We start from the raw sequence: 21,754 nt of genomic DNA, 5'->3' as shown, positions 1-21,754 counted from the left end.
ACGCCGCTGTCGTGGTAGATCGCCTTCAGCCACATCACCATCCTTGTGTAGTAGCCGTTCTAGATGGTGGCCGCTCTCTACGATTGTCCACACCGTTGAGTTTCTGCTTCAGTCCAAGTCCGCCGATTCTGCCGAAGACTGTCCCTACCTTGCTTCCTAGCCCACTTCGAAACCCGGATCTTCGTTACGCGCATGGGTGGCCTTCCCGGCCTCGCGTGGCAGCAGGCAACACAGAGAAATCGCGAGACGCGAGAGGCGCCCAGGCGAAGGCTCGGGGGCATTTGCTATTGATGCGAGCACCCTAGGCCGACACAATGGTCCCCCCTGGGGGACAACAATGAAGCTATCGGTATTTGCGGGACTTCTCGCCTGCGCGGTGACGGTGTCGTGCGGGCCGTTCATTCCGGTGACGAAGCTCGACAAGGTTCCGCCAGAAACGATGACGGCAGCCCTCAATGTGAAGATCTACCGGGCCGGCGCCGAGACACCTAAGGTCAACCAGTACATCGGTCAGGTGATCGGCAATAGCTGTAAGAACCTGATGACCGATCCGCCCCCGACGACCAATGATGCGCTTCTGCGTTTGCGGATTGATGCAGTTCAAAAGGGAGCTAACGCGGTGATGGATGTCACTTGCGATCCCGCAGGAACAGACACTTGGGGTACAAACTGCTGGTCTTCAGTGTCATGCAAGGGTGTGGCTGTTCGCGAGTGATGAAGTGGGATTGACGGCATGACATCGGCTGGCGCACTTCCATTAGATATTGACGAGCTCTATCGCCGACGCGTCCCGTGCATGATCGCGTTTCTCCGGCCTTTTAGGATTATAGACGGGCCAACCTCGCCGGCATGGGAGCCCACGATTGAACAGATCAATAGCCGCACTTGGGACTACGTAGAACTGCACCGAATGGTGGCGCAGATAGATGTCGGATTGCCGCCCCCCTACAATTTGGCTGTCGCGCGCGACGGCGCCTTTGCGCTGCCAGCTCTACCCGAGCTGCGGAAAGGCGTAGACGCTGCGGAATTTTTCAATCAACACTTTGCCGCGCTCCTGCTTGGCGGCATCTATTGTGAAGCTATTGCACACGACGCTTTGGACTTCGGGTCAATTATCGACTGGTCTTTCATCCGCGTGAATACATCTGCGCCTGCAAACCGGTTCAATCAGCTTGCTAGGCTTCAAGGGGCGAGTCCGATTGAAGCCATTGCGCTTCAGGAAGAGCGAAGACTTCTTACCTCGGAACTAGACAGCGCCATGCTGGCAGGGCGCGCGGTAATGGCGGCAGTTCCTGAAATGAGCGGAGAGTTCTTACTTAAAGGCACCACGGGCTTTGCACGACGTGATTGGAGTTCGGCACTGGCCAACCTGTGGATTGTCGTAGAGCAGATCACCAGTAATCTTTGGCAAAGCGATGTTGTTGGAAAGGCTAGAGCAGAGGGTGCTGCTGCGGGCCGCATCGACCAGCTCGGGGATACTCGAACTTGGTCGACCGGGCCGCGCCACGAACTACTGTATCAAACAGGTCGTATCGGAACTGAGTTGCTGGCTGCCCTTTCAACGGCCCGTCGGGCAAGGAATGCGCTCGCACATCGTGGTAGTCACCCCTCGGAAGACGCCGCGCGCGCGGTTTACTACTCTGTGATCGAATTACTGAAGATCGCTGCCAGCCACACGGTGCTTCCGTTGGCTCAACTTGACGTACAGAACCACACACTCTCTGATCCATTTGTACCGACAGGCCGCACAATTAGCGGCGAGCCAAAATATTGGATGCCGATTCCCAAGTTGCCCGGTGAAGCGGAACTTGAACTGCTTGAAGGGGAAGCACGGGAGCGAGGGCTGATTTAAGTGAATCGAGCTGGCGATGTTTGACGAGCTAAAACCTCGTTAAGGGAGATGCGCGAGATGTCAGAAAAATTCGAAGATATCAAGATGTCAGGGTTTGCGGATACGCCACCCAAAATGGTGACCGGAGAGGCGCCAGCCATACGTGAGCTCACGATTCGACTCTCCAAGATTCCACCGCAGGAGTGGACAGACGCCTTCAATGCCGCTTGGAGGGCAGTACTGTATTCAGACAAGAAGCCGGCAGAAGTGAGGGCCGGCTTCCTGCGAATTACCTGCGTTCCTAATCGCTTTAACGACGATCATAAGAGGACGTTGGAACGCGTAATTGCTGAAACAAATGAGTCCTACAGGACGAGAAGGGCTGCCGAGGAATCGGCACGGATTAAGGCTGAGGCAGACAAGGCGACCAAAGATGTCGAAGAGGCCGCTGCCTATGAGAAACTCAAGAAGGACGTGAAGTTCTAGGGCACTGGCAAGCCACTACTTCATCTTGCCGAACACGCTGGCGACCTCTTGTTAGTAGTGCAGCTTTGCGATGCCAGGCGCGGCGGTCGTCCGCTGGCTCTTTCGGCGGATCAGCGGGAGGAGCTGAAGGCTCCGGTCCTTGCGGCCCCGACTCGGCCTTCCACGGCGTAAGCGGATGGTGCTGCCTTGATGAGTGCACGGTCGGCAGGATGCTGCAGCGGATGGGCCCGACGCGAGTGCAGCCGCACGCCCATAACCCCAGGAAGGCTGGCGCCGCGCAGCAGGCCATTAACAAAGCTCCGCCACCCTCGTGGCCGTGCGTTTGCTCACACTATTGCTGGTCGCGAAGCCACTCGGCTCACTTATCGTGGCGGCGCTGCGAGTTCGTGATGCCTTTTGAGACTGCTCGTGAGATGCCCGGACTTACCCCAACGGCAGAAGTGTCCAGCGCACTGGCTCCATACTCTTCTGGCCTGCGTCTCACGTGCGCAAGGTGAGGCCGCCATCGACCACCAGCTCATGGCCGGTGATGAAGTCGGCTTCGTCGGAGGCCAGCAGCAGCGCGCCACGGGCGATGTCGATGGGCTGGCCGAGGCGGCGCAGCGCAGCCTTCTTCTCCCAGACCTCACGGATCTCCGGCTTGTCGAAGTTGGTCCGCGTCATGCCGCTGTAGATGGCGCCGGGGCAGACGTAGTTGGCGGTGATGTTGAACTTGCCCAGTTCCAGCGCCAGCGTGCGCGTGAGCCCGCCGACGCCGGCCTTGGACGCGCAATAGGCCGCCAGCCCGTAGTCGGTATCGAAGGCCATGACCGAGGCCGTGTTGACGATGCGCGCCCGGCCCTTCTCGCGCGCCCTGAGCTTGAGTGCCGGAATGGCCTCGCGGCAGAGCCGGAACATGCCGCGCACGTTGACCGCATTGGTGCGGTCCCACATCTCGTCGGTCATTTCCTCGACGAAGGCGCGGCCGCTCACGCCGGCATTGTTGAACAGGATGTCGAGTGCGCCGAATTTCTCCAGCGCGGCGGCGACGATCCGCTTCGGCGCATCGTCCCCCGTGATATCGGCGGCGAAGGCCGCAATCGACGCGTCGCCCGCATGAACCGTGTCGATGGCCGATTCGGGCCGGTCGACCGCCAGGACCTGCGCGCCCTCCTCGGCGAAGAGCTTTGCCGATGCCTCCCCGATGCCCGAGGCGGCACCGGTCACGATCGCGATCTTGCCCGACAGTCTACCCATGCGCCCCTCCCGCCCTCAGGCCACGTCGATGATGACCTTGCCGGTCGCCTTGCGCGACAGCAGGGCGTTCATGGCGTCAGCTGCCTTCTCCAGCGGGAAGCGCATGGAGATGTGCGGCTTCAGCTTGCCCTCGCCGTACCAGGCCAGCATCTCGTCGAAGTTCTTTCGTGCCTCGGCGGGCTCGCGGCCTCGCCACGCGCCGTAGAACACGCCGCGCACGTCGCAGCTCTTCAGAAGCGCCAGGTTGGCCGGCAGCGACGGGATGCGGCCCGCCGCGAAGCCGACCACCAGCAGGCGGCCGTACCAGGCGATGCAGCGCACGGATTCGTCGAAGGCATCGCCGCCGACGGCGTCGTAGATGATGTCCGCGCCCGCGCCGCCGGTCAGCTCCTTGACCTTGTCGCGCATCTTCTCCTTGGCGTAGTTCACGAACATCGTGGCGCCGTACTTCTTGCAGATCTCCATCTTCTCGTCGGAGCCGACGGCGGCGATGACCTTGAGACCCATCAGCGCGCCCAGTTCCACCGCGGTCAGGCCGACGCCGCCCGAGGCGCCGGTCACCAGCAGCGTCTCGCCCGGCTTGTAGCTGCTGCGCTGCTTCAGCGCGTAGTACGAGGTGCCGTAGGTCATGGTGAAGGCGGCACCATCCTCGTAGCTCATGTTCTTCGGCATCGGCAGCAGCTGGATCTCGTCCACCACCGCCTCGCTGGCGTAGCCGCCATGGCCGATCATGCCGATCACGCGGTCGCCGACCTTGTAGGCGGTAACGCCCTCGCCCACCTCGGTGATGTCGCCCGCGATCTCGTGGCCCGGCGCAAAGGGGCGCGGCGGCTTGAACTGGTACTTGTCCTGGATGATGAGCGTATCGGGGAAGTTGACGCCCGCCGCCTTGGTCGCGACGCGCACCTGCCCCTTGCCCAGCGGCTTGGAGGGCATCTCCACCAGCTTCAGGCTCTCCGGCCCGCCCGGCGTCTCGCTCAGCATCGCGCGCATCGTCTTGCTCCCGTTTCTCGGTGTTCCATCCAGTGGCGGCATTGATACGATGGCGGGCCGCCCAGCGTCCATCCATGCTAGGAAGGCTCGACTTCCGCGAGGAGAAAGATGGCAGGGCTTTACTACGAGGATTTCACGGTCGGCCGCGTGTTCGAGCACGAATGGACCCGCACCGTGACGGAGATGGACAATGTCCTGTTCAGCTCCCTCACCATGAACGTGCAGCCGCTGCACCTCGACGAGGAATTCGCCTCCAAGACCGAGTTTGGCCAGCGCATCGTGAACAGCCTCTTCACGCTCGGCCTGATGATCGGCATCACCGTGAACGACACGACGCTCGGCACCACCATCGCCAATCTCGGAATGACCGACGTGCGTTTTCCCAAGCCCGTGTTCCACGGCGACACGGTGCGCGTGCGGACCCGGGTGGTGAGCCTGCGCGAGAGCAAATCGAGGCCCGATGCCGGCATCGTCGAATTCGCCCACACCGCGATCAACCAGCGCGACGAGATCGTCGCCGAGTGCACCCGTCAGGCGCTGATGCGCAAGAAGCCCAGGAGCTGAAGTCCGATGCGTTCCTTCCTGTTCGTCCCCGCCGATTCGGAGCGCAAGCTCGCCAAGGGTCCCGCCTCCGGCCCCGACGGGCTGATCCTCGATCTCGAGGATTCCGTCGCCACCGACCGCAAGACAATCGCCCGCGACATGGCGCTGGCCTACCTGAAGAGCGCCGACCGGGCCGGGCCGAAGCTCTACGTCCGCGTCAATGCGCTCGACACCGGCCTCACGCTGGGCGACCTCGCCATAGTCATGCAGGGCAAGCCGGACGGAATCGTGTTTCCGAAGTGCGTCGGCCAGGCCGATCTCGACCTGATGTCGAACTACCTCGACGCGCTCGAGACACGCGAGGGCATGGAGCACGGCAAGACCCGCATCCTGACCATCGCCACCGAGAGTGCCGCGGCGATCCTGGCGCTGACGGCGGCGCCGGCGAAGCACGCCCGTCTGATCGGCCACTCCTGGGGCGGCGAGGATCTGATGGCCGATCTCGGCGCGCTGGCGAAGGGCCCCTCGCCCGGCGTCTACGACGACACGTTCAAGCTCGCCCGCACCGTCAACCTGATGGCCTCGGTGGCCGCCGGCGTTACCGCCTACGACACGGTCTATCCCGACATCAGGAACATCGAAGGGCTGCGGATGGAGGCGCGGGATGCGCGCCGCATGGGCTATGGCGGCAAGATCGCCATCCATCCCGACCAGGTCGCCATCATCCACGAAGTCTTCACGCCCAGTGAGGCCGAGATCGACTGGGCCAACCGCGTCATCGCGACCTTCGAGGGCAATCCCGGCGCCGGCGTTCTCACCATGGACGGCAAGATGCTGGACAAGCCGCATCTCGTGCTGGCCCGCCGGCTGGTCGCGCGGAAGGGTGGATGAAGGATAACTTCGGCCTCCTCGACACGCTCGACCGGCTGTTTGCCGGAGACCGGCGGTCGGTGCTCTCGCTGGACGAGTTCCTCGCCGGACTCGAGGGGCGTTCATATGCGTTCGCCATCCTGGCGGTGAACATCGCCAACGTCATTCCGACCGGCATCCCGTGGCTTTCGACGATCACCGGCGTGCCAATGCTGTATCTGCTCGCGCAATACTTCGCAGGAAGGCCGGTGCCGTCGCTCCCGCGTGCCATCGGCAAGCGTGGCCTGCCCCGCGGCAAGCTCCAGGATTTCCTGCAGCGCGCGCGGCGCTTTATCCGCTGGCTGGAAAACACCGTCCATGCGCGCAGCGAAGGATGGGTTACGGGTCTGCCGCGCCGACTGCTGTTGTTCGCATGGGCAGCCAACGTCGTGATCCTCGCCTTGCCGATCCCGTTCGACAATCTCTTCCCGGCCTGGGCGATATTGTTCTTCTGTTTTGCCCTGATCGAAGATGACGGCGTGATGGCTATTCTTGGATGGATCATGACCGTGATTACCGCCTTCTGGACCGTGTTTTTGCTGATGGTCGGCCATGCCGCGATCACGGCCGCAATTTCGACGTTGCGAGGGATTATCTTCGGTTAGCCACAACGTGAGCTGCCGCCATGACTCTCCTTGCCGACACTTCGTCCCGCCTTCTTGCCGCCCTGGAGCGCGGTGAGTCGCTTCCCGCCCGCTGGTACACCGATCCCGGAATTACCGAGCGCGAGATCGCCCAGGTCTTTCGCAAGAGCTGGAACTATGTCGGCCCGCTCGCGCACCTCGCCGAAATCGGCGACTACGTGACCGGCTATGCCGGTGGCGTGCCCGTCGCGGTAGTGCGCAACGAGAACGGTCTCGCCGGATTCGTGAACGTCTGCCGCCATCGCCGGCATGAAGTGATGAAAGGTCGTGGCAACGCGAAGAGCCTCCAGTGCGGCTATCATGCCTGGACCTACGACCTCACCGGTGGCCTGCGGCGCGTGCCGCGCTCCACCTCCGAGCCGAACTTCAACCTCGCGGACTTCCCGCTGCTGCCGATCCGGGCCGAAGCGCTTGGCCCCTTCGTCTTCGTCAATCTCGACCCCGACGCTCCCAGCGCAGCCTCGCTCTACGGTCCCGTCCTCGGCCTGATCGCCGAGAGCGGTGTCATCCTCGATACGCTCGTGCACTACAGCCGCGAGGAATGGCGCTCGAATGCCAACTGGAAGACGATGCTCGAGAACTATCTCGAATGCTATCACTGCGCCGTCGCCCATCCCGGCTTCAATGCCGCGATCGACGTGCGGCCCGACGTCTATACGCTGAAGACCCACGGCTACTTCTCGAGCCAGAGCGGCCAAGTCCGCCCGGCGGCGCTCGCGGGCAAGAGCAAGGTCGAGCTTTACGACGTCGCCGGCGCGGTGACGCAGTCGCAGTATCACTTCCTGTGGCCGAATGTGACGATCAACATCAATCCGGGTTTCCCCAACCTGTCGATCGATGTGTGGACACCGGACGGTCCGAACGCCACCAAAGGCCTGTCCGAGCAGTTCTTCGGTCCCGGCGTGAGCGAGGATTTCGCCAAGTCGCTCGTCGCCTTCAACAAGCAGGTGGCGGCGGAGGACGACGCGCTGACCGATTCGGTCCAGCGCGGGCTGCTGGGCGGGATTCCCGACACCGGCCGCTTCCTCACTAACAGCGAACACCTCGTCATCCACTTCCAGAAGATGATCGTCGAGGCTGTCGGCGGCTCCTGATTCAAATCATCCTGAGCGCAGCGAAGGATCGCCCGTCCTCCAGGGAGGCGCCGAGCGCTCCATCAGGTCCTTCGGTGCGCTCAGGACGACAAGCTGTCCCGATCTAGTACGACCGCGGCAATCCCAGCACGTGTTCGGCGACGAAGTTCAGGATCATGTTGGTCGAAATCGGCGCCACCGTGTACAGGCGCGCCTCGCGGAACTTGCGCTCGACGTCGTATTCCTCGGCGAAGCCGAAGCCGCCATGGGTCTGCACGCACATCTCCGCCGCCGCCCAGGAGGCCTCCGACGCCAGCATCTTGGCCATGTTGGCCTCGGAGCCGGCGTTGATGCCGGCCTCGTACATGGCCGCCGCCTTGCGCACCATCAGGTCGGCCGCCTCGATCTGCGTGTAGGCGCGCGCGATGGGATACTGCACACCCTGGTTCTGGCCGATCGCGCGGCCGAACAGCTTGCGCTCCTTGGCGTAGTTCACCGCCTTCTCGATGAACCACTTGCCGTCGCCGATGCACTCCGAGGCAATCAGCACGCGTTCGGCGTTCATGCCGGAGAGGATGTAGCGGAAGCCCTGCCCCTCCTCGCCGATCAGGTTCTCGGCCGACACTTCCATATTGTCGAAGAACACCTCGGTGCTGTTGTGGTTCATCATCGTGCGAATCGGCCGGATGGTGAGCCCCTTGCCCAGCGCCGAGCGCATGTCGACGAGGAACACCGACAGACCCTCGGTCTTCTTCTTGGTCTGCTCCCGCGGCGTGGTGCGGGCGAGCAGCAGCATCAGGTCGGAATGCTCGGCGCGGCTGGTCCACACCTTCTGGCCGTTCACGACGTAGGTGCTGTTGTCCTTCTTCACCGCGGTGGTGCGCAGGCTCAGCGTATCGGTGCCGCTCGACGGCTCGGTGACGCCGAAGGCCTGCAGGCGCAGTTCGCCGGTGGCGATCTTCGGCAGGTAGCGTTCCTTCTGCTCCTTGCTGCCGTGCCGCAGCACCGTGCCCATGATGTACATCTGGGCGTGGCAGGCGGCGGCGTTGCAGCCGGCCTTGTGAATCTCCTCCAGCACCGCGCTCGCCGCCGAGATGCCCAGCCCCGCGCCGCCATACTCCTCCGGGATCAGGATCGACAGCCATCCCGCCTCGGTCAGCGCCTTCACGAAGGCGGTCGGATAGCCGCGTTCGCGGTCGAGGTCGCGCCAGTAGGCGCCGTCGAACTTGAGGCAGAGTTGGCGAACGGCGTCGCGGATTTCGGGATGCGTCGGGGCGTAGGGATTTTCCATGGCGCGCAAGCTAGTCCGCGCCCTCTCCTCGTGCAATGCGACCAAGCTTGTCCACCAGAGGACCGTGGATTTCGGGTCCGAAGCCGTCGACCGTGGCCTCGCGCAGCGCGGTCACGCCATCGACCGCGCCCGCCTCGTCGACGGTTGCCCGCGTGACGGCGAGGTCGCGTTCCGCCGTCAGGAATTTCGCAATCATCGCCTGCCAGTCCGGGCGCAGCACTGCGAGCGCCGCCATCAGGCCGTAGGCGCCCCAGTTCGACACGCCGGCGACCACGAGGTGATCGCACGAGGTGACGCAGGCGATCTCCGCACCATTGGGCACGTGCCGCGCGATCAGGCCCGCCGGAAGCTTGCCCATGCCGATCTCGTTGCCGCCGTCGCCGACCGCGAGCTTCGTCCAGTCGCCGCCTTCGAACAGCGCATCGAGCCGCGCCGTCCAGGGCGACACGTCGACCCCGCGCATGTTGCGCGGCCGGCCGTCGGCGCTGGGGCCGCAGCGCTCGATGGCGACTACATGGCTGAGCTTGTCCTGTCTCCAGCGCCGCGCCGTCTCCTCGATGGCGTCGTCGTCGCCCAGCGCGACCTCGTCGACGGTCACGTTTTCGCCGGTGGCCCGCACCGCCGCCTGCACCGCCTCGACGTTGGGCGTGTCGACGGCGATGCGCGCGGGCACGCCGCAGGCCGCGAGCGCGGCAGCGAGCAGCGCCGTCCCCACCGGACCGTCGGTCTCGGGCGCCGCCACGTCGCCGCGCGGAACGAAGAATCCGGTGATCAGGCCGACCTTCCCTGCCGCCGCGAGCGATCGCGCCGCGTCCGCCAGCCCGCCGCGATTGGCGTCGATCAGTTCCTGGGTCCTGCGGCCGAGATCGCGGCACACCAGCGCCTCGATCGCGGCAAGACGACGATCCTGCTCACTTGTCCTTGGCGACATAGACTCCCTTCCAGTCCACCGGCGAATCGTCGATCAGGGCGTCGAGCCGTCCGCGCATCATCTCGTAATAGGTCTGACGCCAGCCCGCCGTCTCCGCCGCGGCCTGGCACGTCCGGATCATTTCCAGCGCCTCGGCGAAGGCGCCGCTGCGATAGAGCCTGAGGAATTCGTCCTGGCAACCCTGAAGCGCGCGAAAAGCATCCGTCTGTGCGACGGCGGCATCGCCCAGCAGGGCGAATACCCGCTCGGGCTCGGTCTTGCCCTTCACGGTGATGAGGTCGATCTCCAGCGTCGCATAGTCCTCGACCTCCTCGCGCGTCTTGCGGCCGATGATGATGCCGACACCGTAGGTCTTGCACTGTCCTTCGAGCCGCGAGGCGAGGTTCACATCGTCGCCCAGGCAGGAATAAGTGAAGCGCTGGGTCGAGCCGAAATTGCCGACAGAGGCCGGGCCGGTGTTGAGGCCGACGCCAATATTGACCGGAATGTGCTTGCGCCCCTCGGCTTCCGCCTCCGCCTTCCATTCCTGGTTCAGCTCGGCGAGACGGGCCTGCATCGCCAACGCCGCGTCGCAGGCCCGCGCGGCATGCCGCTCGACGGGAAGCGGCGCGTTCCAGAACGCCATGATCGCGTCGCCCATGTATTTGTCGATCGTGCCCTTGAGACCGAGGATCAGGTCCGTCATCGGTGTCAGGAACCGGTTCATGAACCGCGTCAGCCCGTGTGGATCGAACTGTTCGGAGATCGTCGTGAAGCCACGCACGTCGGTGAACATCACCGTGATCTCGCGCAGCTCGCCGCCCAGCTGCAGCAGGCTCGGATTGCGCGCGAGCTGCTCGACCAGGTCGGGCGACAGGTACATTCCGAAGGCGCCGCGGATCTCTGCCCGCTCCCGCTCCGTGCGCATGAAGGCGAGCGCCGTGCCGACGACATAGATCGCCGCGAAGGTGACCGGCGGATAGATCGGGTCGAACAGCAGCTGATGCTTCGAATAGGCGAACCACGGTACGGCAAGGCCAACGCCGATGAAGACCGTCGCGACAACCGACATCTTCCCGGCCGACAGGCGTGGGAGCAGGACGACCAGCAGCAGGCCGATCGCCGCCAGATAGAGGAACTCCGCGCCGTCGGCATAGTCGGGCCGGGACAGGAATTTCTGCTCCAGCATCTGCTCGGCCAGCTGGGCATGCAGTTCGACTCCCGGCACAGCATCCTGGACCGGCGTATTGCGCAGGTCCTTCAGGCCGATCGCGCTTGTGCCGACGAAGAAGACGTTGCCTTCGATCTTTTCCGCCGGCACCTCGTCCTTCAACACCGCCCGGGCGGAAATGAACCGTTCTTCCTTGTGGCCGGTGTCGTAGACGATGAGGCGGCCGCGCGCGTCGGTCGGTACCTCGAGATTGCCTGTCCTGATGGCCACGATGCCGGTCTTCTCGCCGAACGAAATCTCACCGCTCGCGCCCGAGGACTTGATCAGGTAGGTCGAGGCCTCCTGCGCGACGCGCAGCGCCTCGATCGACAGCGCAGGAAACAGCCCTTCGTATCCGACAACCCGAAACATCATCGGCACGCGGCGAATCACGATGCTGTCGACGTCGGTGTTGACGCTGCCGTTACCCTTGGCGGCGGCTTCGAGGATGTCGATCGACTTCACGGTGCCGCCCTGCTGCGGCAGGAACTGGCTGGGCTGGTCGCCGGCGAATGCCACGCCGTGGAACGTGCGCGGCGGCTTCCCTGTGCCCTTCACGTCGAAGCCGAAGCCCGTGACGACGCGCGACTGGGCCATGGCGTCGGCCAGCACCTTGTCGTTGTCCTGCACGGCGGCAGCAAGCTTCTGCACCGTCTCCGGGTCGGTGAAGGCCACGAGGTCGCGCACCATGCGGCTGATCGAGGAGCGGTCGGGCTCGGCGAACACCGCGTCGAAGGCCACGACGACGGCGCCCTTCTCCGTGAGCTTGTCGACCAGCCGTGCCACGATCGTGCGCGGCCACGGCCACTGGCCATATTCCTGCAGCGCCGCCTCGTCGATGTCGACGATGCGCACCGGCGTCTCGGGATTGTAGAGGCGCGGCTGGATCCGCTGGTAACTGTCGAAGGCGAAGTCACGGAGGCGGGAAACGGCAGACGGATCGGCAATGCGCAGCGCAAGCGCGCCGAGCAGCACCAGCAGCGCGACGACGACCGGCGCTCGCGGCGCATTGATGCAGCGCAGCAACCAGCTCATACGCCTGTGACTTTCTGCTCTCCCACGAACTTCACTTTACAGGGGATGAAGGCCAAGCCAAATAGCGCAGCTTGTCGGACGCCCCTCGCCAGACCGCCCTTCACGGCATCTACTTCAAGCTGAGCGCCCTCGTGCTGTTCTGCACGATGGACGCGATGGTGAAGGGGCTGGGCGGGACCTATGGCTCCTTCCAGCTCATGGTCTTCCGCAGCGGTGTCGCGCTGGTGCCGGTCGCGGTCATGATCTGGCACGCTGGCGGCATGCGCGTGGTGCGCAGCAACCGGCCCTGGCTGCAGGCGCTGCGCGTCACCATCGGCTTCGGCAGCATGTTCGGCTTCTTCTACGCCTTTCCGCGCATGCCGCTGGTCGACGCCTACGCCATCTCCTTCTCGGCACCGCTCTTCATGGTCGCGCTGTCCGTGCTGATCCTCAAGGAACCGGTGGGCTGGCGGCGCTGGACCGCGGTCGGCGTCGGCTTCGCCGGCGTGCTGATCATGCTCGATCCCTGGGGTATCGAGTTCCACACCGTTTCGCTGATCATCCTGGCGGCGACCTTCTGCTATTCGCTCTCGACCGTGATGGTGAGACTGCTCAGCCGCCACGATCCGGACGTCGTGACGCTTTTCTGGTTCGCCATCGTGGGCACCGTCATTTCGCTGGCCTGCGCCATACCCGAATGGATCTGGCCGCCGCCGATGGACTGGGTGTGGCTGCTGACCCTCGGCCTGCTGGGTGGCTTCGCCCAGATCCTGATTACGCGGGCCTGGCGGCTGGCGCCCGCGGCGGTCCTGGCGCCCTTCGACTATGTGTCGATCATTCTCGCCGTGGCCTTCGGGTACCTCTGGTTCAGGGAAGAGCCCTCCTGGACCGTCTGGTATGGCCTGCCGCTGGTCGTCGGTTCGGGGCTCTACATCCTCCACCGCGAGCGGGTCCGGGCCCGGGAACGGAGCAAATCCTTAATTCCCTAGGGTTTTTGTCGGGATTGACGAAACGCCCTGCCAACCACATCTTGTGGTCATGACCACCGACGCCACGACCTTCTCCGTAACCCCCAGCGCGGCCAAGCGGATCGCGTTCCTGGCCTCCAGGGAACCCAAGCCCGTCATGATGAGGGTGGCGGTCCTGGGCGGCGGCTGCTCGGGCTTCCAGTACAATTTCTCCTTCGAGGAAGCGCGCAACGACGACGACCTCGTCATCGAGCGCGACGGCGCCGCCGTCCTGGTCGACGCCACCTCGCTGGAGTTCCTGAAGGGCAGCCAGCTCGACTATGTCGAGGAAATGGTCGGCGCCGCGTTCCAGGTGAAGAACCCGAACGCCACCTCCTCCTGCGGCTGCGGCAACTCGTTCAGCGTATAAGCCGAGCAAAGCTCGGCTGGTGAGCGGCAAGACATCGCGAAGCGATGTCCGGGAGCGCCGAGGAACGAACGACCACTCTCCCCCATCGCCCCGTAAGTCGGAGCACTTCTCTATTCGCATTCGAACGGGGAAGCCGTCGATCCTGTCCGCGCTGCGGCTGCGGCGTCTTCTTCCCTGCCAGGTCGCCTGCTAGCGTCCGGCCGACAGGGAGCTTCCATGAACATTGGACGACGAACCTTCGCCTTCTCGGCCGCGAGCTTTCTTGCTTTACCCGCGACGGCGCAGGAGGGTTGGCCGGCTCGCCCCGTCACCCTCGTGGTGCCCTATCCGCCGGGCAATGCCGCCGACATCAGCGGCCGTATCCTGCTCGAACCGCTGTCGACCGAGATTGGGCAGCGCCTCGTCATCGACAATCGCGCCGGCGCCTCGGGCATCATGGGCAGCGCCTCCGTCGCCCGCTCGGCACCCAACGGCTACACGCTGCTGCTCACGTCCAATTCACCGATCGCCAGCGGCCCGTGGGTGACCAAGAACGTGCCCTACGTCGTGGAGCGCGACTTCACGCCGATCGCCGGCATCGCGCGCGGCGCCCTCGTCCTGCTGGCCGCGTCCGACGTGCCGGTGAGCACCACCGCCGAGTTCGTGGCCTATGTGAAGGCCAATCCTGGCAAGACCAGCTACGGCTCGTTCGGCCAGGGCAATCTCAACCACCTGATCATGGAGATGCTGCGCCTGCGTCTCGGCCTCGACATGGTGCATGTCCCCTATCGCGGCAGCGGCCCGGCGCAGCTCGACCTGGCCGCGGGCCGCATCCAGTTTCTGTTCGACGGCGCGCCGGGTGCGCTGGGCCGCATCAAGGCCGGACAGGCCAAGGGCATCGCCGTGTCGACCCTGAAGCGTTCGCCCACCCTGCCCGACATGCCGACGCTCGCAGAATCGGGCCTGCCCGAACTGCGCGGCATGGATGCTGGCGGCTGGGTCGGCCTGTTCGGCCCGGCCCAAACCCCGGCGCCGGTGGTCGAGCGCCTCAACGGCGCGGTGCGGGCCGTGATCCCGGCGGCGCAGGCCAAACTGCTCGAACAGGGTCTCGAGACCTTCACGGAGAACAGCCCCGCCGACTTTGCCGCCTTCGTGCGCGCCGACAGCGAGAAATGGCGGCAGGTCGTTCAGGACGCGAAGATCGAGCCGCAGGAGTGAGGCATGCTATGAGGACGGCAAGAGAGGCAGCCTGAACTCATGAAAATCGCGACCTGGAACGTGAACTCCGTGCGCAAGCGCACCGGCAATCTGGTCTCGTGGCTGGGCGAAGCCCAGCCCGACATCGTCGTGCTGCAGGAGATCAAGGCCCAGGAACCGCAGTTCCCGACGCTCGAGGTCGAGGCCGCCGGCTACAAGTGCGCCATCGTCGGGCAGAAGGGCTTCAATGGCGTCGCCTTCCTCTCACGCCATGCCTTCGACGTGACGGCGCGCGCCCTGCCCGGCCATGTCGAGGACGAGCCCGCGCGCTACGTCGAGGGCCGGGTGCATACGCCGCGCGGGCCGCTGACGGTGGGCGGCCTCTACCTCCCCAACGGCAACCCGGTCGGCACCGAGAAGTTCGCCTACAAGCTGGCGTGGATGGAACGGCTACTTGGCCATGCCCGCACGCTTCTGGCGCGCGAGGAGATGTTCGTGCTGTGCGGCGACTACAATGTCTGCCCGACCGAGATGGACGTCTACGATCCCAAGGCGTTCGCCAACGATGCGCTCTGTCAGCCCGAATCGCGGGCGGCATTCCGCAAGCTGCTCAATATCGGCCTGACCGACGCGGTACGCGCCTTCCATCCCGACGGCGAGCAGTACACGTTCTGGGATTACCAGGCCGGTGCCTGGCCCAAGGGCCACGGCCTGCGGATCGACCACCTGCTGCTGTCACCGCAGGCCGCCGACCGGCTGACCGCCGTTGGCATCGACAAGGCGGAGCGCGGCAAGACCGAGCCGTCGGATCACGTCCCGGTCTGGTGCGAACTGGACGTCGCGGCTTAAAGCTCCGTCGTCTCGGCCGGAGCGCGCAGCGCGGCGTGCAGAGACCTTCTCTCACCCGAAAGGCGGCAAATGGTGGAGCGAAGATCTCTCCACTCCGCTCTCGCTTCGCTCGGCTCCGGTCGAGATGACAGGACTTTGTCTACTCCGCGCCGGCGCCGATCACGCCGCCGTCGGCGATGATGCACTGACCGCAGACGAAGTTGCCGGCCTTGGAGGCCAGGAACACCGCGACGCCGCCGATGTCGTCGGGCTGGCCAATGCGCTTCAGCGCGGCCTTGTTCTCCTGGGCGGCGCGGATCTGCGGATTGTCCCAGAGCGCCTTGGCGAAGTCGGTCTGGATCAGGCCCGGCGCGATCGCGTTCACGCGAATGTTGTGCTTGCCCCACTCCATGGCGAGCGACTTCACCAGCGAGAGGTCGGCGGCCTTGCTCATGTTGTAGGCCGCGATGTGGGCCGAACCGACCAGCGCGCCGATTGACGAGACGATGATGAAGGCACCGTCCTTGCGTTCCGCCATCTCCGGGCCGACCATGTTCATCAGCCACAGGTTCGACATCACGTTGTTCTGCATGATCTTCTGAAACACCTCGTCCTTCAGCCCGGAGAGCGGACCGAAATACGGGTTGGACGCGGCGTTGCAGACCATGATGTCGATCTTGCCGTAGGCCTTGCGCGCCTCGGCGACGAGGTTCTCGAGCTGGGCCTTGTCGGAGATGCTGGCCGCGACGGCGGTCGCCTCGCCGCCCTTGGCCTTGATACCCTTCACCACCTCCTCGCAGGCGGGCAGCTTGCGGCTCGACACCACGACCTTGGCGCCGTGGGCGGCCATCTGCTCGCAGATCGAGCGGCCGATTCCGCGGCTGCCACCGGTCACGACGGCCACCTTGCCGGTCAGGTCGAACATCATCGGTCGTCTCCTCGTTTCATTTGGTCATCGAAGCTGTCGGCCCAACATGAACCGGCCGGAGAATTTGGTCGATAGGGATGAGTTTCTCCAGTCGACACCCGCTCCGCGTCACGGCGCTTCCCTGCCGATCGGACAGACGGGCGGCGTCGGCCGACTCCGCCTTCCCGCAACCCGGCCGAATGATGGTATCTGGGACGCTCGACGGCTTCGTCGGAGGGGAGGGCAGATAATGTATCTCGAGTTGAGCATGGGTTGGAAGCTCGTGCTGGCGGTTTGCGTCCCGGCCCTGCTGGCGATCGTCATTCTCACGGCCGAAGCCCGTGGCCCGCTCTCGGCGTCGATCCAGTCCTGCAAGGGCGTGGTGGCGCCTTACTTCAACGGCATGGCGATGCTGTTCAGCCTCTATGCCGCTCTGCTGGCCAGCGATGCCTGGCAGAAGGACATCCAGGCCCGCCGCTTCGTGAGCGGCGAGACCAATGCCGCGCGGCTGATCGCCCACACTGCGCACGCCATGGGCGTCACGGCAGCCCTGATGCCGAAGCTCAGGGCCTATCTCGAAGCCTCCAGCGGCGAGATGGATCGCGGGACGGTGATCCGGGCGGCCCGCGGCAAGACCGAGAATGCGTTCGACGACCTCGTGGGTGCGATCGTGCGGGAGCCCAGCCTCGATTCCTCGTCGCGGGCTATCCTGATCGGCGAGGCTCAGACCATGATGAGGGCACGGGAGGACAGGGTGCATCTCGCCAGCGATGCCACGGTGCCGCTCAAGGGCTTCGCCATGGTGATCTTCGGGGCGATCACCCAGATCGCCCTGATGCTCGTGCATCTCGGCCAGAGACGCCCGATGCGGGTCGCCGTGAGCCTTTTCACGGTGTCCTTCAGCACCTGCCTGGTCCTCACCGCGATCTTTGGGGCGCCCTTCCAAGTCTTCATGCCGCACCAGCCCGGGGCCGCATTGAGCGACGTCCTGAAAGGACTATAGGGAGGTCATCGGCGAGGACAGGCGCGACGCGTGAAGCCCGCCCGGTTCAATAATCTCGCCCGGAAGTCCCTCACCGCATCAGCAGCGCGATCAGTTCGACGTGCGCCGACCAGAGGAACTGGTCGATGGGCATGAGTTTCTCCAGCCGGTATCCGCCGTCCTGCAGGCTGCGCACGTCGCGGGCGAAGCTGCCGGGGTCGCAGGAAGCATAAACCACCCGCTTCACCTTCGAACCGGCGAGTTCGGCGCACTGCGCGGCCGCACCCGCACGCGGCGGATCGAGCACGACGGCGTCGAAGGCTTCCAGTTCCTTCGCGGTGAGGGGATTGCGGAACAGGTCGCGCAGCTGAACGGTCGCGCGGTTGGTCGCGGCCTTGCGCAACGCCGCATCGACGGCGACGACGGCGGTCTTGTCGCTCTCGAACAGGCTCGCCCTGCCCGGCTTGCCCAGCGAGAGCGCACCGATCCCCGCGAACAGATCGGCGATATGGGCCCCCTCGCCGCCCCAGGCCGTGACGCCGGCGCGCATCACCAGCTCGGCTCGCCGTGTCGCCTGCAGGAAGACGCCGGGCGGCGGCTCGACGCCGGTATCGCCCAGCACCAGCAGGGGCGCGCGGCGCACGATCACCGGCTCGGCCCGGGCGCGGTCGCCCCAGCTCACGCGCGCCATGTCGGCGCTCTCGGCCAGCGCGATCAACGCCTCGCGGATGGCAAGTGTCAGCTCGAAGCGCCGGTGTGGCCGGATCAGCACGTCCAGCCCTGTGTCTGTCTCGTTGACCACCGCATCGGCCGACGTGCCGTCGCGCAGGATCGACGCCATCGCCGCCCGCAGCCTCGGGATGGCGGCGTCGATCGCCGGCCGTACCACGACGCAGGTGCCGACATCGACGACGTTCTGGCTCGCCCGCTCGTGGAAGCCGGCGTGGACGCGCTTGCCCTGGCGGCGCAGCACGATATCGGCACGGCGGCGCTCGCCCGGTTCGCAGGTGACGGGCGCCTCGAAGCGCGGCGCCTTAACGCCGCGCTGCGCCAGCGCCTTGGCGATCAGCTCGCTTTTCCAGCCGGTGTAGACGTCGCGCCGCCAGTGCTGCAGCGCGCAGCCGCCGCAGGTCCCGAAATGGCGACAGGGTGGCGTTTCGCGATGCCGCGACGGGGCCAGCACTTCGATGAGATCGCAGGCGATGCCGTCGCCGCGCTTGTCGAGCGGTTCGGCCTCGACCGTCTCTGCCGGCAGGCAGTAAGGCACGAAGTAGCGCTTGCCTTCGAGGTCGGCGACGCCGTCCCCGCGCGCACCGACTTCAAGAATGTCGAGCGTCAGGCTCACGATGGGTTTTCCGACGGGGTCAACCCAGCCAGCTCTTCGCCGGCCGCATCTCGCCGACCAGCAGGCCGACCACGTTCTTGATCGGCGGATGCAGGACCTCGTCACGCTGCCCCGCGGGCAGCACACCGAGATGATCGAGCAGCGCGGCCATCGCGACTTCCGCCGCCCGCCCCGCGCCGTCCCAGACCTTCAGCGCCACGCCGAGGCCCAGGGTCGGCAGCATGCCGCAGAACACACCCTCGGCGCCGGTCTTCACCTGGATGACACCGGGCGCGGCCTCGTTGATGCGCGTGCAGAAGCGGCCAGATCCTGCGACCATGAAGGGCTCGGCGTTCATCGCCTTGCGGATGCGGTTCGCGGCATCGGCCCGGCGGCTCGACAGCCGCGACGGATCGGCCATCGAGGCCATCGCATGGGCGAGACTCCTGAGCGGCGTCGCCAGCGTGGGGATGCCGCAGCCGTCGGTGCCGTGGGGCAGGCTGTTGGCATCGAGGCCGCACAGCTCGCTCATCGTCTCGCGCAGGCGGCGCTGAACCGGATGGTCGTACTTGATGTAGCCCTTGGTCGGCTCGCCGTACTGCACGGCCGTCGTCAGGAAGCCGCTATGCTTGCCGGAGCAATTGTTGAACGCCGGCGTCGGCAGGGTGTTGGCGCGCGCCAGTGCCTCGATGCTGGTCTGCAGGCGCGGCGCGTGCGTGCCGCATTCCAGGTCGGCTTCGCTGAGGCCGACCTTCGCGAGCCAGGCGCGCACCGTCTCGACATGCCGCGTCTCGCCGCTGTGCGAGGCGCAGGACAGGGCGATGTGCTCGTCGCCCAGCCCGAAGCGTTCGACCGCACCGCTCTCGACGAAGGCCATCGCCTGGATCGGCTTGTTGGCCGAGCGCGGCAGGATCGCCGCATCGATGTCGCCCCAGGATTCGACCACCGTGCCGTCGGCCTTCACGACGGCGGCGATGCCCTCGTGCCGACTCTCCACCACGGGGCCGCGGGTGACCTCGATGACCACGGGACCACGATTCATCGAACTCGCTCCAGCTTGACCACGGTGATGTTGTCCTGATGCGCCTTGGCCGTCGCCAGCACCGCGTCGATGATGCGGTCAACCGGCAGTGCCGCCTGCGCCAGGATCTCCTCGTTCTTGAGGCTCTGCACGCCGTCGCTGCACATCAGCAGCCGCGCATCCGGCCCAAGCCGGCGCGTGCCCTTGTCTATCAGGGTGAGCGGCTCGCCCATAACGGCCTCGCGCAGCGTGTGGCGCCCGGGATGATGCTCGGCCTCGTCCGCCGTCAGCATGCCGCGCGCCACCAGCGCGTCGATCTGCGGCGCCATCGAATGATCGGCGTTGAGGCGCGCGATCCGCCCGGCCTCGATCAGGTAGAATGGGGAATCGCCGACGCTGATCCAGCGGACCTCGTCGCCGCGCAGCTGCGCCGCCACGAGCGTCGCGCCCATGCCAGAGAGTTCCGGCTTCCCGACCGCGCCCTTGCCCACCGCCTCGTTGGCGTCGGCCAAACCGTCGCCGAGACCGCCGCCCTGCTCGACAGCGTGGACGAAGGCATCGACAGCAAGCCGGCTCGCCACGGCACCGCCGGCATGGCCGCCCATGCCATCCGCCACCACCGCCAGCAGCGATCCGTCGCCGAGCGTCGCGAGACGCCAGCTGTCCTCCTGATACGGGCGGGCGCCCTGATGCTGGCCGCCCTCGCCCCGCCACCGCGTCGCCATGCCGGGTGCCACGTCCTCTAGTGCCAGACCGCCGGGAGCTTGCTGAGGCCGCGCAGGGTGAAGCTGCGGCGCCACGCCGGATTGTCCTTCTCAGGCAGCGTGAGGTTCGGCATGCGATCGATCAGCGCCGTGAAGACCAGCTCGGCCTCCAGTCGCGCGAGCTGCGCACCTAGGCAATGATGGATGCCGCCGCCGAACGACATCGGCCGGATATGCTCGCGGCCGACATCGAGCCGATCCGGGTCGGGATACTGCGCCGGATCGCGATTGGCCGCGCCCAGCAGGGCGACGATGCTCTGCTCCGCGTCGATCGTGACGCCGCCCAACTCGACTTCGGCATGGGTGACGCGGCCGGTGATCTGCACCGACGAATCGTAACGCAGCAACTCCTCGACGGCGTTGGGGATCAAGGATGGATCGGCCTTGAGGCGCTCCCACTGATCGGGATTGCGATGCAGGGCGAGCAGGCCGTTGCCGATCAGGTTGGTGGTCGTCTCGTGCCCGGCGCCGAACAGCAGGCCGATATTGGCCTGCAACTCTTCGGCAGTAAGCTTGTCGCCCGCCTCCTCCGCCTTCACCAGCTCGGTCGTGAGATCGTCCTTCGGCTCGCGCCGCCGCAGCTCGCAGAGCTGGTTGAAATAGACGCCGGCCATCTGGGTATTGCGGTTGGCCAGGTCGAGCTCCTCACGCGTCATCGGCACAGGTTCGAGGATGCGGCCGTTGACGTTGCTGCCCGCCAGGAAGGGTGCGCGATGCTCCTCGGGGATGCCCAGCATGTCGCAGATGACGATGACCGGCAGACGATGGGCGAGGTCGCGCATCACGTCCATTTCACCCTTGTCGGCGACCCGGTCGAGCTGCTCGTCCACCAGTTCCTTGATGCGCGGTCGCATGTCGGCCACGCGGCGTGCCGTGAAGGCCTTGGTGACCAGGCCGCGCAGGCGGGTATGATCGGGCGGATCCTGCACCAGCATCGTCTTCGCGAGGCTTGCCACGGCGGGCTCGTTCATGCGGTCGGTGCCGTAGCGGCGCCGCATGTTGCCTTCGAAGTCCTTGCCGAAGCGGCGGTCGCGCAACGACAGCGCCACGTCCTCGTACCGCGTGATCAGCCAGAAGCCCTGCGGCGTCTTCATGACCGGCGCGGCTTCGCGCAGCCGGCGGTAAAACGGATAGGGGTCGGCGATGAAGGCCGGGTCGAGCGGATTGAACTCGAGGTCCTTCGCAGGGGCGGTCGGCTGGGCGATGGTGTCCATCGTTTCCCTTTACCACGAAGC

Annotated in this window: 22 protein-coding genes; 12 read left to right on the top strand and 10 right to left on the bottom strand. The window is 65.6% G+C overall.

Annotation, left to right across the window (positions count from 1 at the left end; all coding sequences use genetic code 11):
• Positions 1-337: 337 nt before the first annotated feature.
• Genes rcsF through LJ725_RS00395 form a run of 3 tightly spaced genes read left to right on the top strand, consistent with a single transcriptional unit; the run spans position 338 to position 2,317 of the window.
• Entirely contained in the window at positions 338-715 is a 378-nt protein-coding gene (rcsF, locus tag LJ725_RS00405; RefSeq protein WP_230548648.1) for an Rcs stress response system protein RcsF, read from the top strand.
• An 18-nt stretch (positions 716-733) separates the two neighbouring features.
• Complete coding sequence (locus LJ725_RS00400) at positions 734-1,852, top strand: hypothetical protein (RefSeq protein ID WP_230548647.1); 1,119 nt, start codon at positions 734-736, stop codon at positions 1,850-1,852.
• 57 nt (positions 1,853-1,909) lie between these two features.
• Positions 1,910-2,317: a hypothetical protein gene (locus LJ725_RS00395; protein ID WP_230548646.1), complete on the top strand. Its 408-nt coding sequence runs from the start codon at positions 1,910-1,912 to the stop codon at positions 2,315-2,317.
• A gap of 480 nt (positions 2,318-2,797) precedes the next feature.
• Here LJ725_RS00395 and LJ725_RS00390 read toward each other — a convergent pair whose 3' ends face one another.
• Together LJ725_RS00390 and LJ725_RS00385 are read right to left on the bottom strand one after the other, a co-directional pair.
• Entirely contained in the window at positions 2,798-3,553 is a 756-nt protein-coding gene (locus LJ725_RS00390; protein WP_230548645.1) for an SDR family NAD(P)-dependent oxidoreductase, read from the bottom strand.
• 15 nt (positions 3,554-3,568) lie between these two features.
• Complete coding sequence (locus LJ725_RS00385; protein ID WP_230548644.1) at positions 3,569-4,546, bottom strand: NADPH:quinone oxidoreductase family protein; 978 nt, start codon at positions 4,544-4,546, stop codon at positions 3,569-3,571.
• A gap of 108 nt (positions 4,547-4,654) precedes the next feature.
• Between LJ725_RS00385 and LJ725_RS00380 the strand changes: the two genes are divergently transcribed.
• The 4 genes from LJ725_RS00380 to LJ725_RS00365 are packed head-to-tail and all read left to right on the top strand — an operon-like array spanning position 4,655 to position 7,736.
• On the top strand, positions 4,655-5,110 hold the full coding sequence (locus tag LJ725_RS00380) for a MaoC family dehydratase (protein ID WP_068187648.1): 456 nt from the start codon (positions 4,655-4,657) through the stop codon (positions 5,108-5,110).
• A gap of 6 nt (positions 5,111-5,116) precedes the next feature.
• Positions 5,117-5,980, top strand: coding sequence for an HpcH/HpaI aldolase/citrate lyase family protein (locus LJ725_RS00375; protein WP_230548643.1), 864 nt, complete (start codon positions 5,117-5,119; stop codon positions 5,978-5,980).
• Positions 5,977-6,603 carry an exopolysaccharide biosynthesis protein gene (locus tag LJ725_RS00370; RefSeq protein WP_230548642.1) on the top strand — a complete coding sequence of 209 codons (627 nt, stop codon included), beginning with the start codon at positions 5,977-5,979 and terminating at the stop codon, positions 6,601-6,603. The genes LJ725_RS00375 and LJ725_RS00370 overlap by 4 nt, the downstream gene beginning before the upstream one ends.
• Positions 6,604-6,623: 20 nt before the next feature.
• On the top strand, positions 6,624-7,736 hold the full coding sequence (locus LJ725_RS00365) for an aromatic ring-hydroxylating oxygenase subunit alpha (protein ID WP_230548641.1): 1,113 nt from the start codon (positions 6,624-6,626) through the stop codon (positions 7,734-7,736).
• Between the two features lie 103 nt (positions 7,737-7,839).
• On the opposite strand, the gene LJ725_RS00360 is transcribed toward LJ725_RS00365, so the two are convergent.
• Genes LJ725_RS00360 through LJ725_RS00350 form a run of 3 tightly spaced genes read right to left on the bottom strand, consistent with a single transcriptional unit; the run spans position 7,840 to position 12,161 of the window.
• Positions 7,840-9,006 carry an acyl-CoA dehydrogenase family protein gene (locus LJ725_RS00360; protein WP_230549677.1) on the bottom strand — a complete coding sequence of 389 codons (1,167 nt, stop codon included), beginning with the start codon at positions 9,004-9,006 and terminating at the stop codon, positions 7,840-7,842.
• 10 nt (positions 9,007-9,016) lie between these two features.
• A complete protein-coding gene (locus LJ725_RS00355) occupies positions 9,017-9,937 on the bottom strand; it encodes a glutamate cyclase domain-containing protein (protein WP_230548640.1) in 921 nt (306 codons plus the stop codon).
• Positions 9,918-12,161, bottom strand: coding sequence for a CHASE2 domain-containing protein (locus LJ725_RS00350; RefSeq protein ID WP_230548639.1), 2,244 nt, complete (start codon positions 12,159-12,161; stop codon positions 9,918-9,920). The genes LJ725_RS00355 and LJ725_RS00350 overlap by 20 nt, the downstream gene beginning before the upstream one ends.
• Positions 12,162-12,232: 71 nt before the next feature.
• Between LJ725_RS00350 and LJ725_RS00345 the strand changes: the two genes are divergently transcribed.
• The 4 genes from LJ725_RS00345 to LJ725_RS00330 all read left to right on the top strand — a co-directional run bounded on the left by LJ725_RS00345 (position 12,233) and on the right by LJ725_RS00330 (position 15,542).
• Positions 12,233-13,129 carry a DMT family transporter gene (locus tag LJ725_RS00345; RefSeq protein WP_230548638.1) on the top strand — a complete coding sequence of 299 codons (897 nt, stop codon included), beginning with the start codon at positions 12,233-12,235 and terminating at the stop codon, positions 13,127-13,129.
• 49 nt (positions 13,130-13,178) lie between these two features.
• A complete protein-coding gene (erpA, locus tag LJ725_RS00340) occupies positions 13,179-13,517 on the top strand; it encodes an iron-sulfur cluster insertion protein ErpA (protein ID WP_230548637.1) in 339 nt (112 codons plus the stop codon).
• Positions 13,518-13,733: 216 nt separating this feature from the next.
• The gene (locus LJ725_RS00335) at positions 13,734-14,714 is read left to right on the top strand and encodes a Bug family tripartite tricarboxylate transporter substrate binding protein (protein ID WP_230548636.1); all 981 of its coding nucleotides are present in this window, start codon (positions 13,734-13,736) and stop codon (positions 14,712-14,714) included.
• A gap of 39 nt (positions 14,715-14,753) precedes the next feature.
• The gene (locus tag LJ725_RS00330; RefSeq protein ID WP_230548635.1) at positions 14,754-15,542 is read left to right on the top strand and encodes an exodeoxyribonuclease III; all 789 of its coding nucleotides are present in this window, start codon (positions 14,754-14,756) and stop codon (positions 15,540-15,542) included.
• Positions 15,543-15,681: 139 nt separating this feature from the next.
• On the opposite strand, the gene LJ725_RS00325 is transcribed toward LJ725_RS00330, so the two are convergent.
• Entirely contained in the window at positions 15,682-16,449 is a 768-nt protein-coding gene (locus LJ725_RS00325; RefSeq protein WP_230548634.1) for an SDR family NAD(P)-dependent oxidoreductase, read from the bottom strand.
• A gap of 247 nt (positions 16,450-16,696) precedes the next feature.
• Between LJ725_RS00325 and LJ725_RS00320 the strand changes: the two genes are divergently transcribed.
• Positions 16,697-17,431 carry a bestrophin-like domain gene (locus LJ725_RS00320; protein ID WP_230548633.1) on the top strand — a complete coding sequence of 245 codons (735 nt, stop codon included), beginning with the start codon at positions 16,697-16,699 and terminating at the stop codon, positions 17,429-17,431.
• A gap of 70 nt (positions 17,432-17,501) precedes the next feature.
• Here LJ725_RS00320 and LJ725_RS00315 read toward each other — a convergent pair whose 3' ends face one another.
• From LJ725_RS00315 to LJ725_RS00300, 4 genes are read right to left on the bottom strand one after another with little or no spacing between them, the layout of a single operon-like run.
• Positions 17,502-18,755, bottom strand: a complete 1,254-nt coding sequence (locus tag LJ725_RS00315; protein WP_230548632.1) for a class I SAM-dependent RNA methyltransferase — start codon at positions 18,753-18,755, stop codon at positions 17,502-17,504.
• A 19-nt stretch (positions 18,756-18,774) separates the two neighbouring features.
• Positions 18,775-19,776, bottom strand: coding sequence for an asparaginase (locus tag LJ725_RS00310; protein WP_230548631.1), 1,002 nt, complete (start codon positions 19,774-19,776; stop codon positions 18,775-18,777).
• Positions 19,773-20,480, bottom strand: a complete 708-nt coding sequence (locus LJ725_RS00305) for a PP2C family protein-serine/threonine phosphatase (protein WP_230548630.1) — start codon at positions 20,478-20,480, stop codon at positions 19,773-19,775. The genes LJ725_RS00310 and LJ725_RS00305 overlap by 4 nt, the downstream gene beginning before the upstream one ends.
• 17 nt (positions 20,481-20,497) lie before the next feature.
• On the bottom strand, positions 20,498-21,733 hold the full coding sequence (locus tag LJ725_RS00300; protein WP_230548629.1) for a cytochrome P450: 1,236 nt from the start codon (positions 21,731-21,733) through the stop codon (positions 20,498-20,500).
• Between the last annotated feature and the right edge of the window lie 21 nt (positions 21,734-21,754).

This window comes from Reyranella aquatilis (assembly GCF_020880995.1).
In the GTDB taxonomy this organism is placed as follows: domain Bacteria; phylum Pseudomonadota; class Alphaproteobacteria; order Reyranellales; family Reyranellaceae; genus Reyranella; species Reyranella aquatilis.
This window is presented reverse-complemented; position numbering and strand designations above follow the sequence as displayed.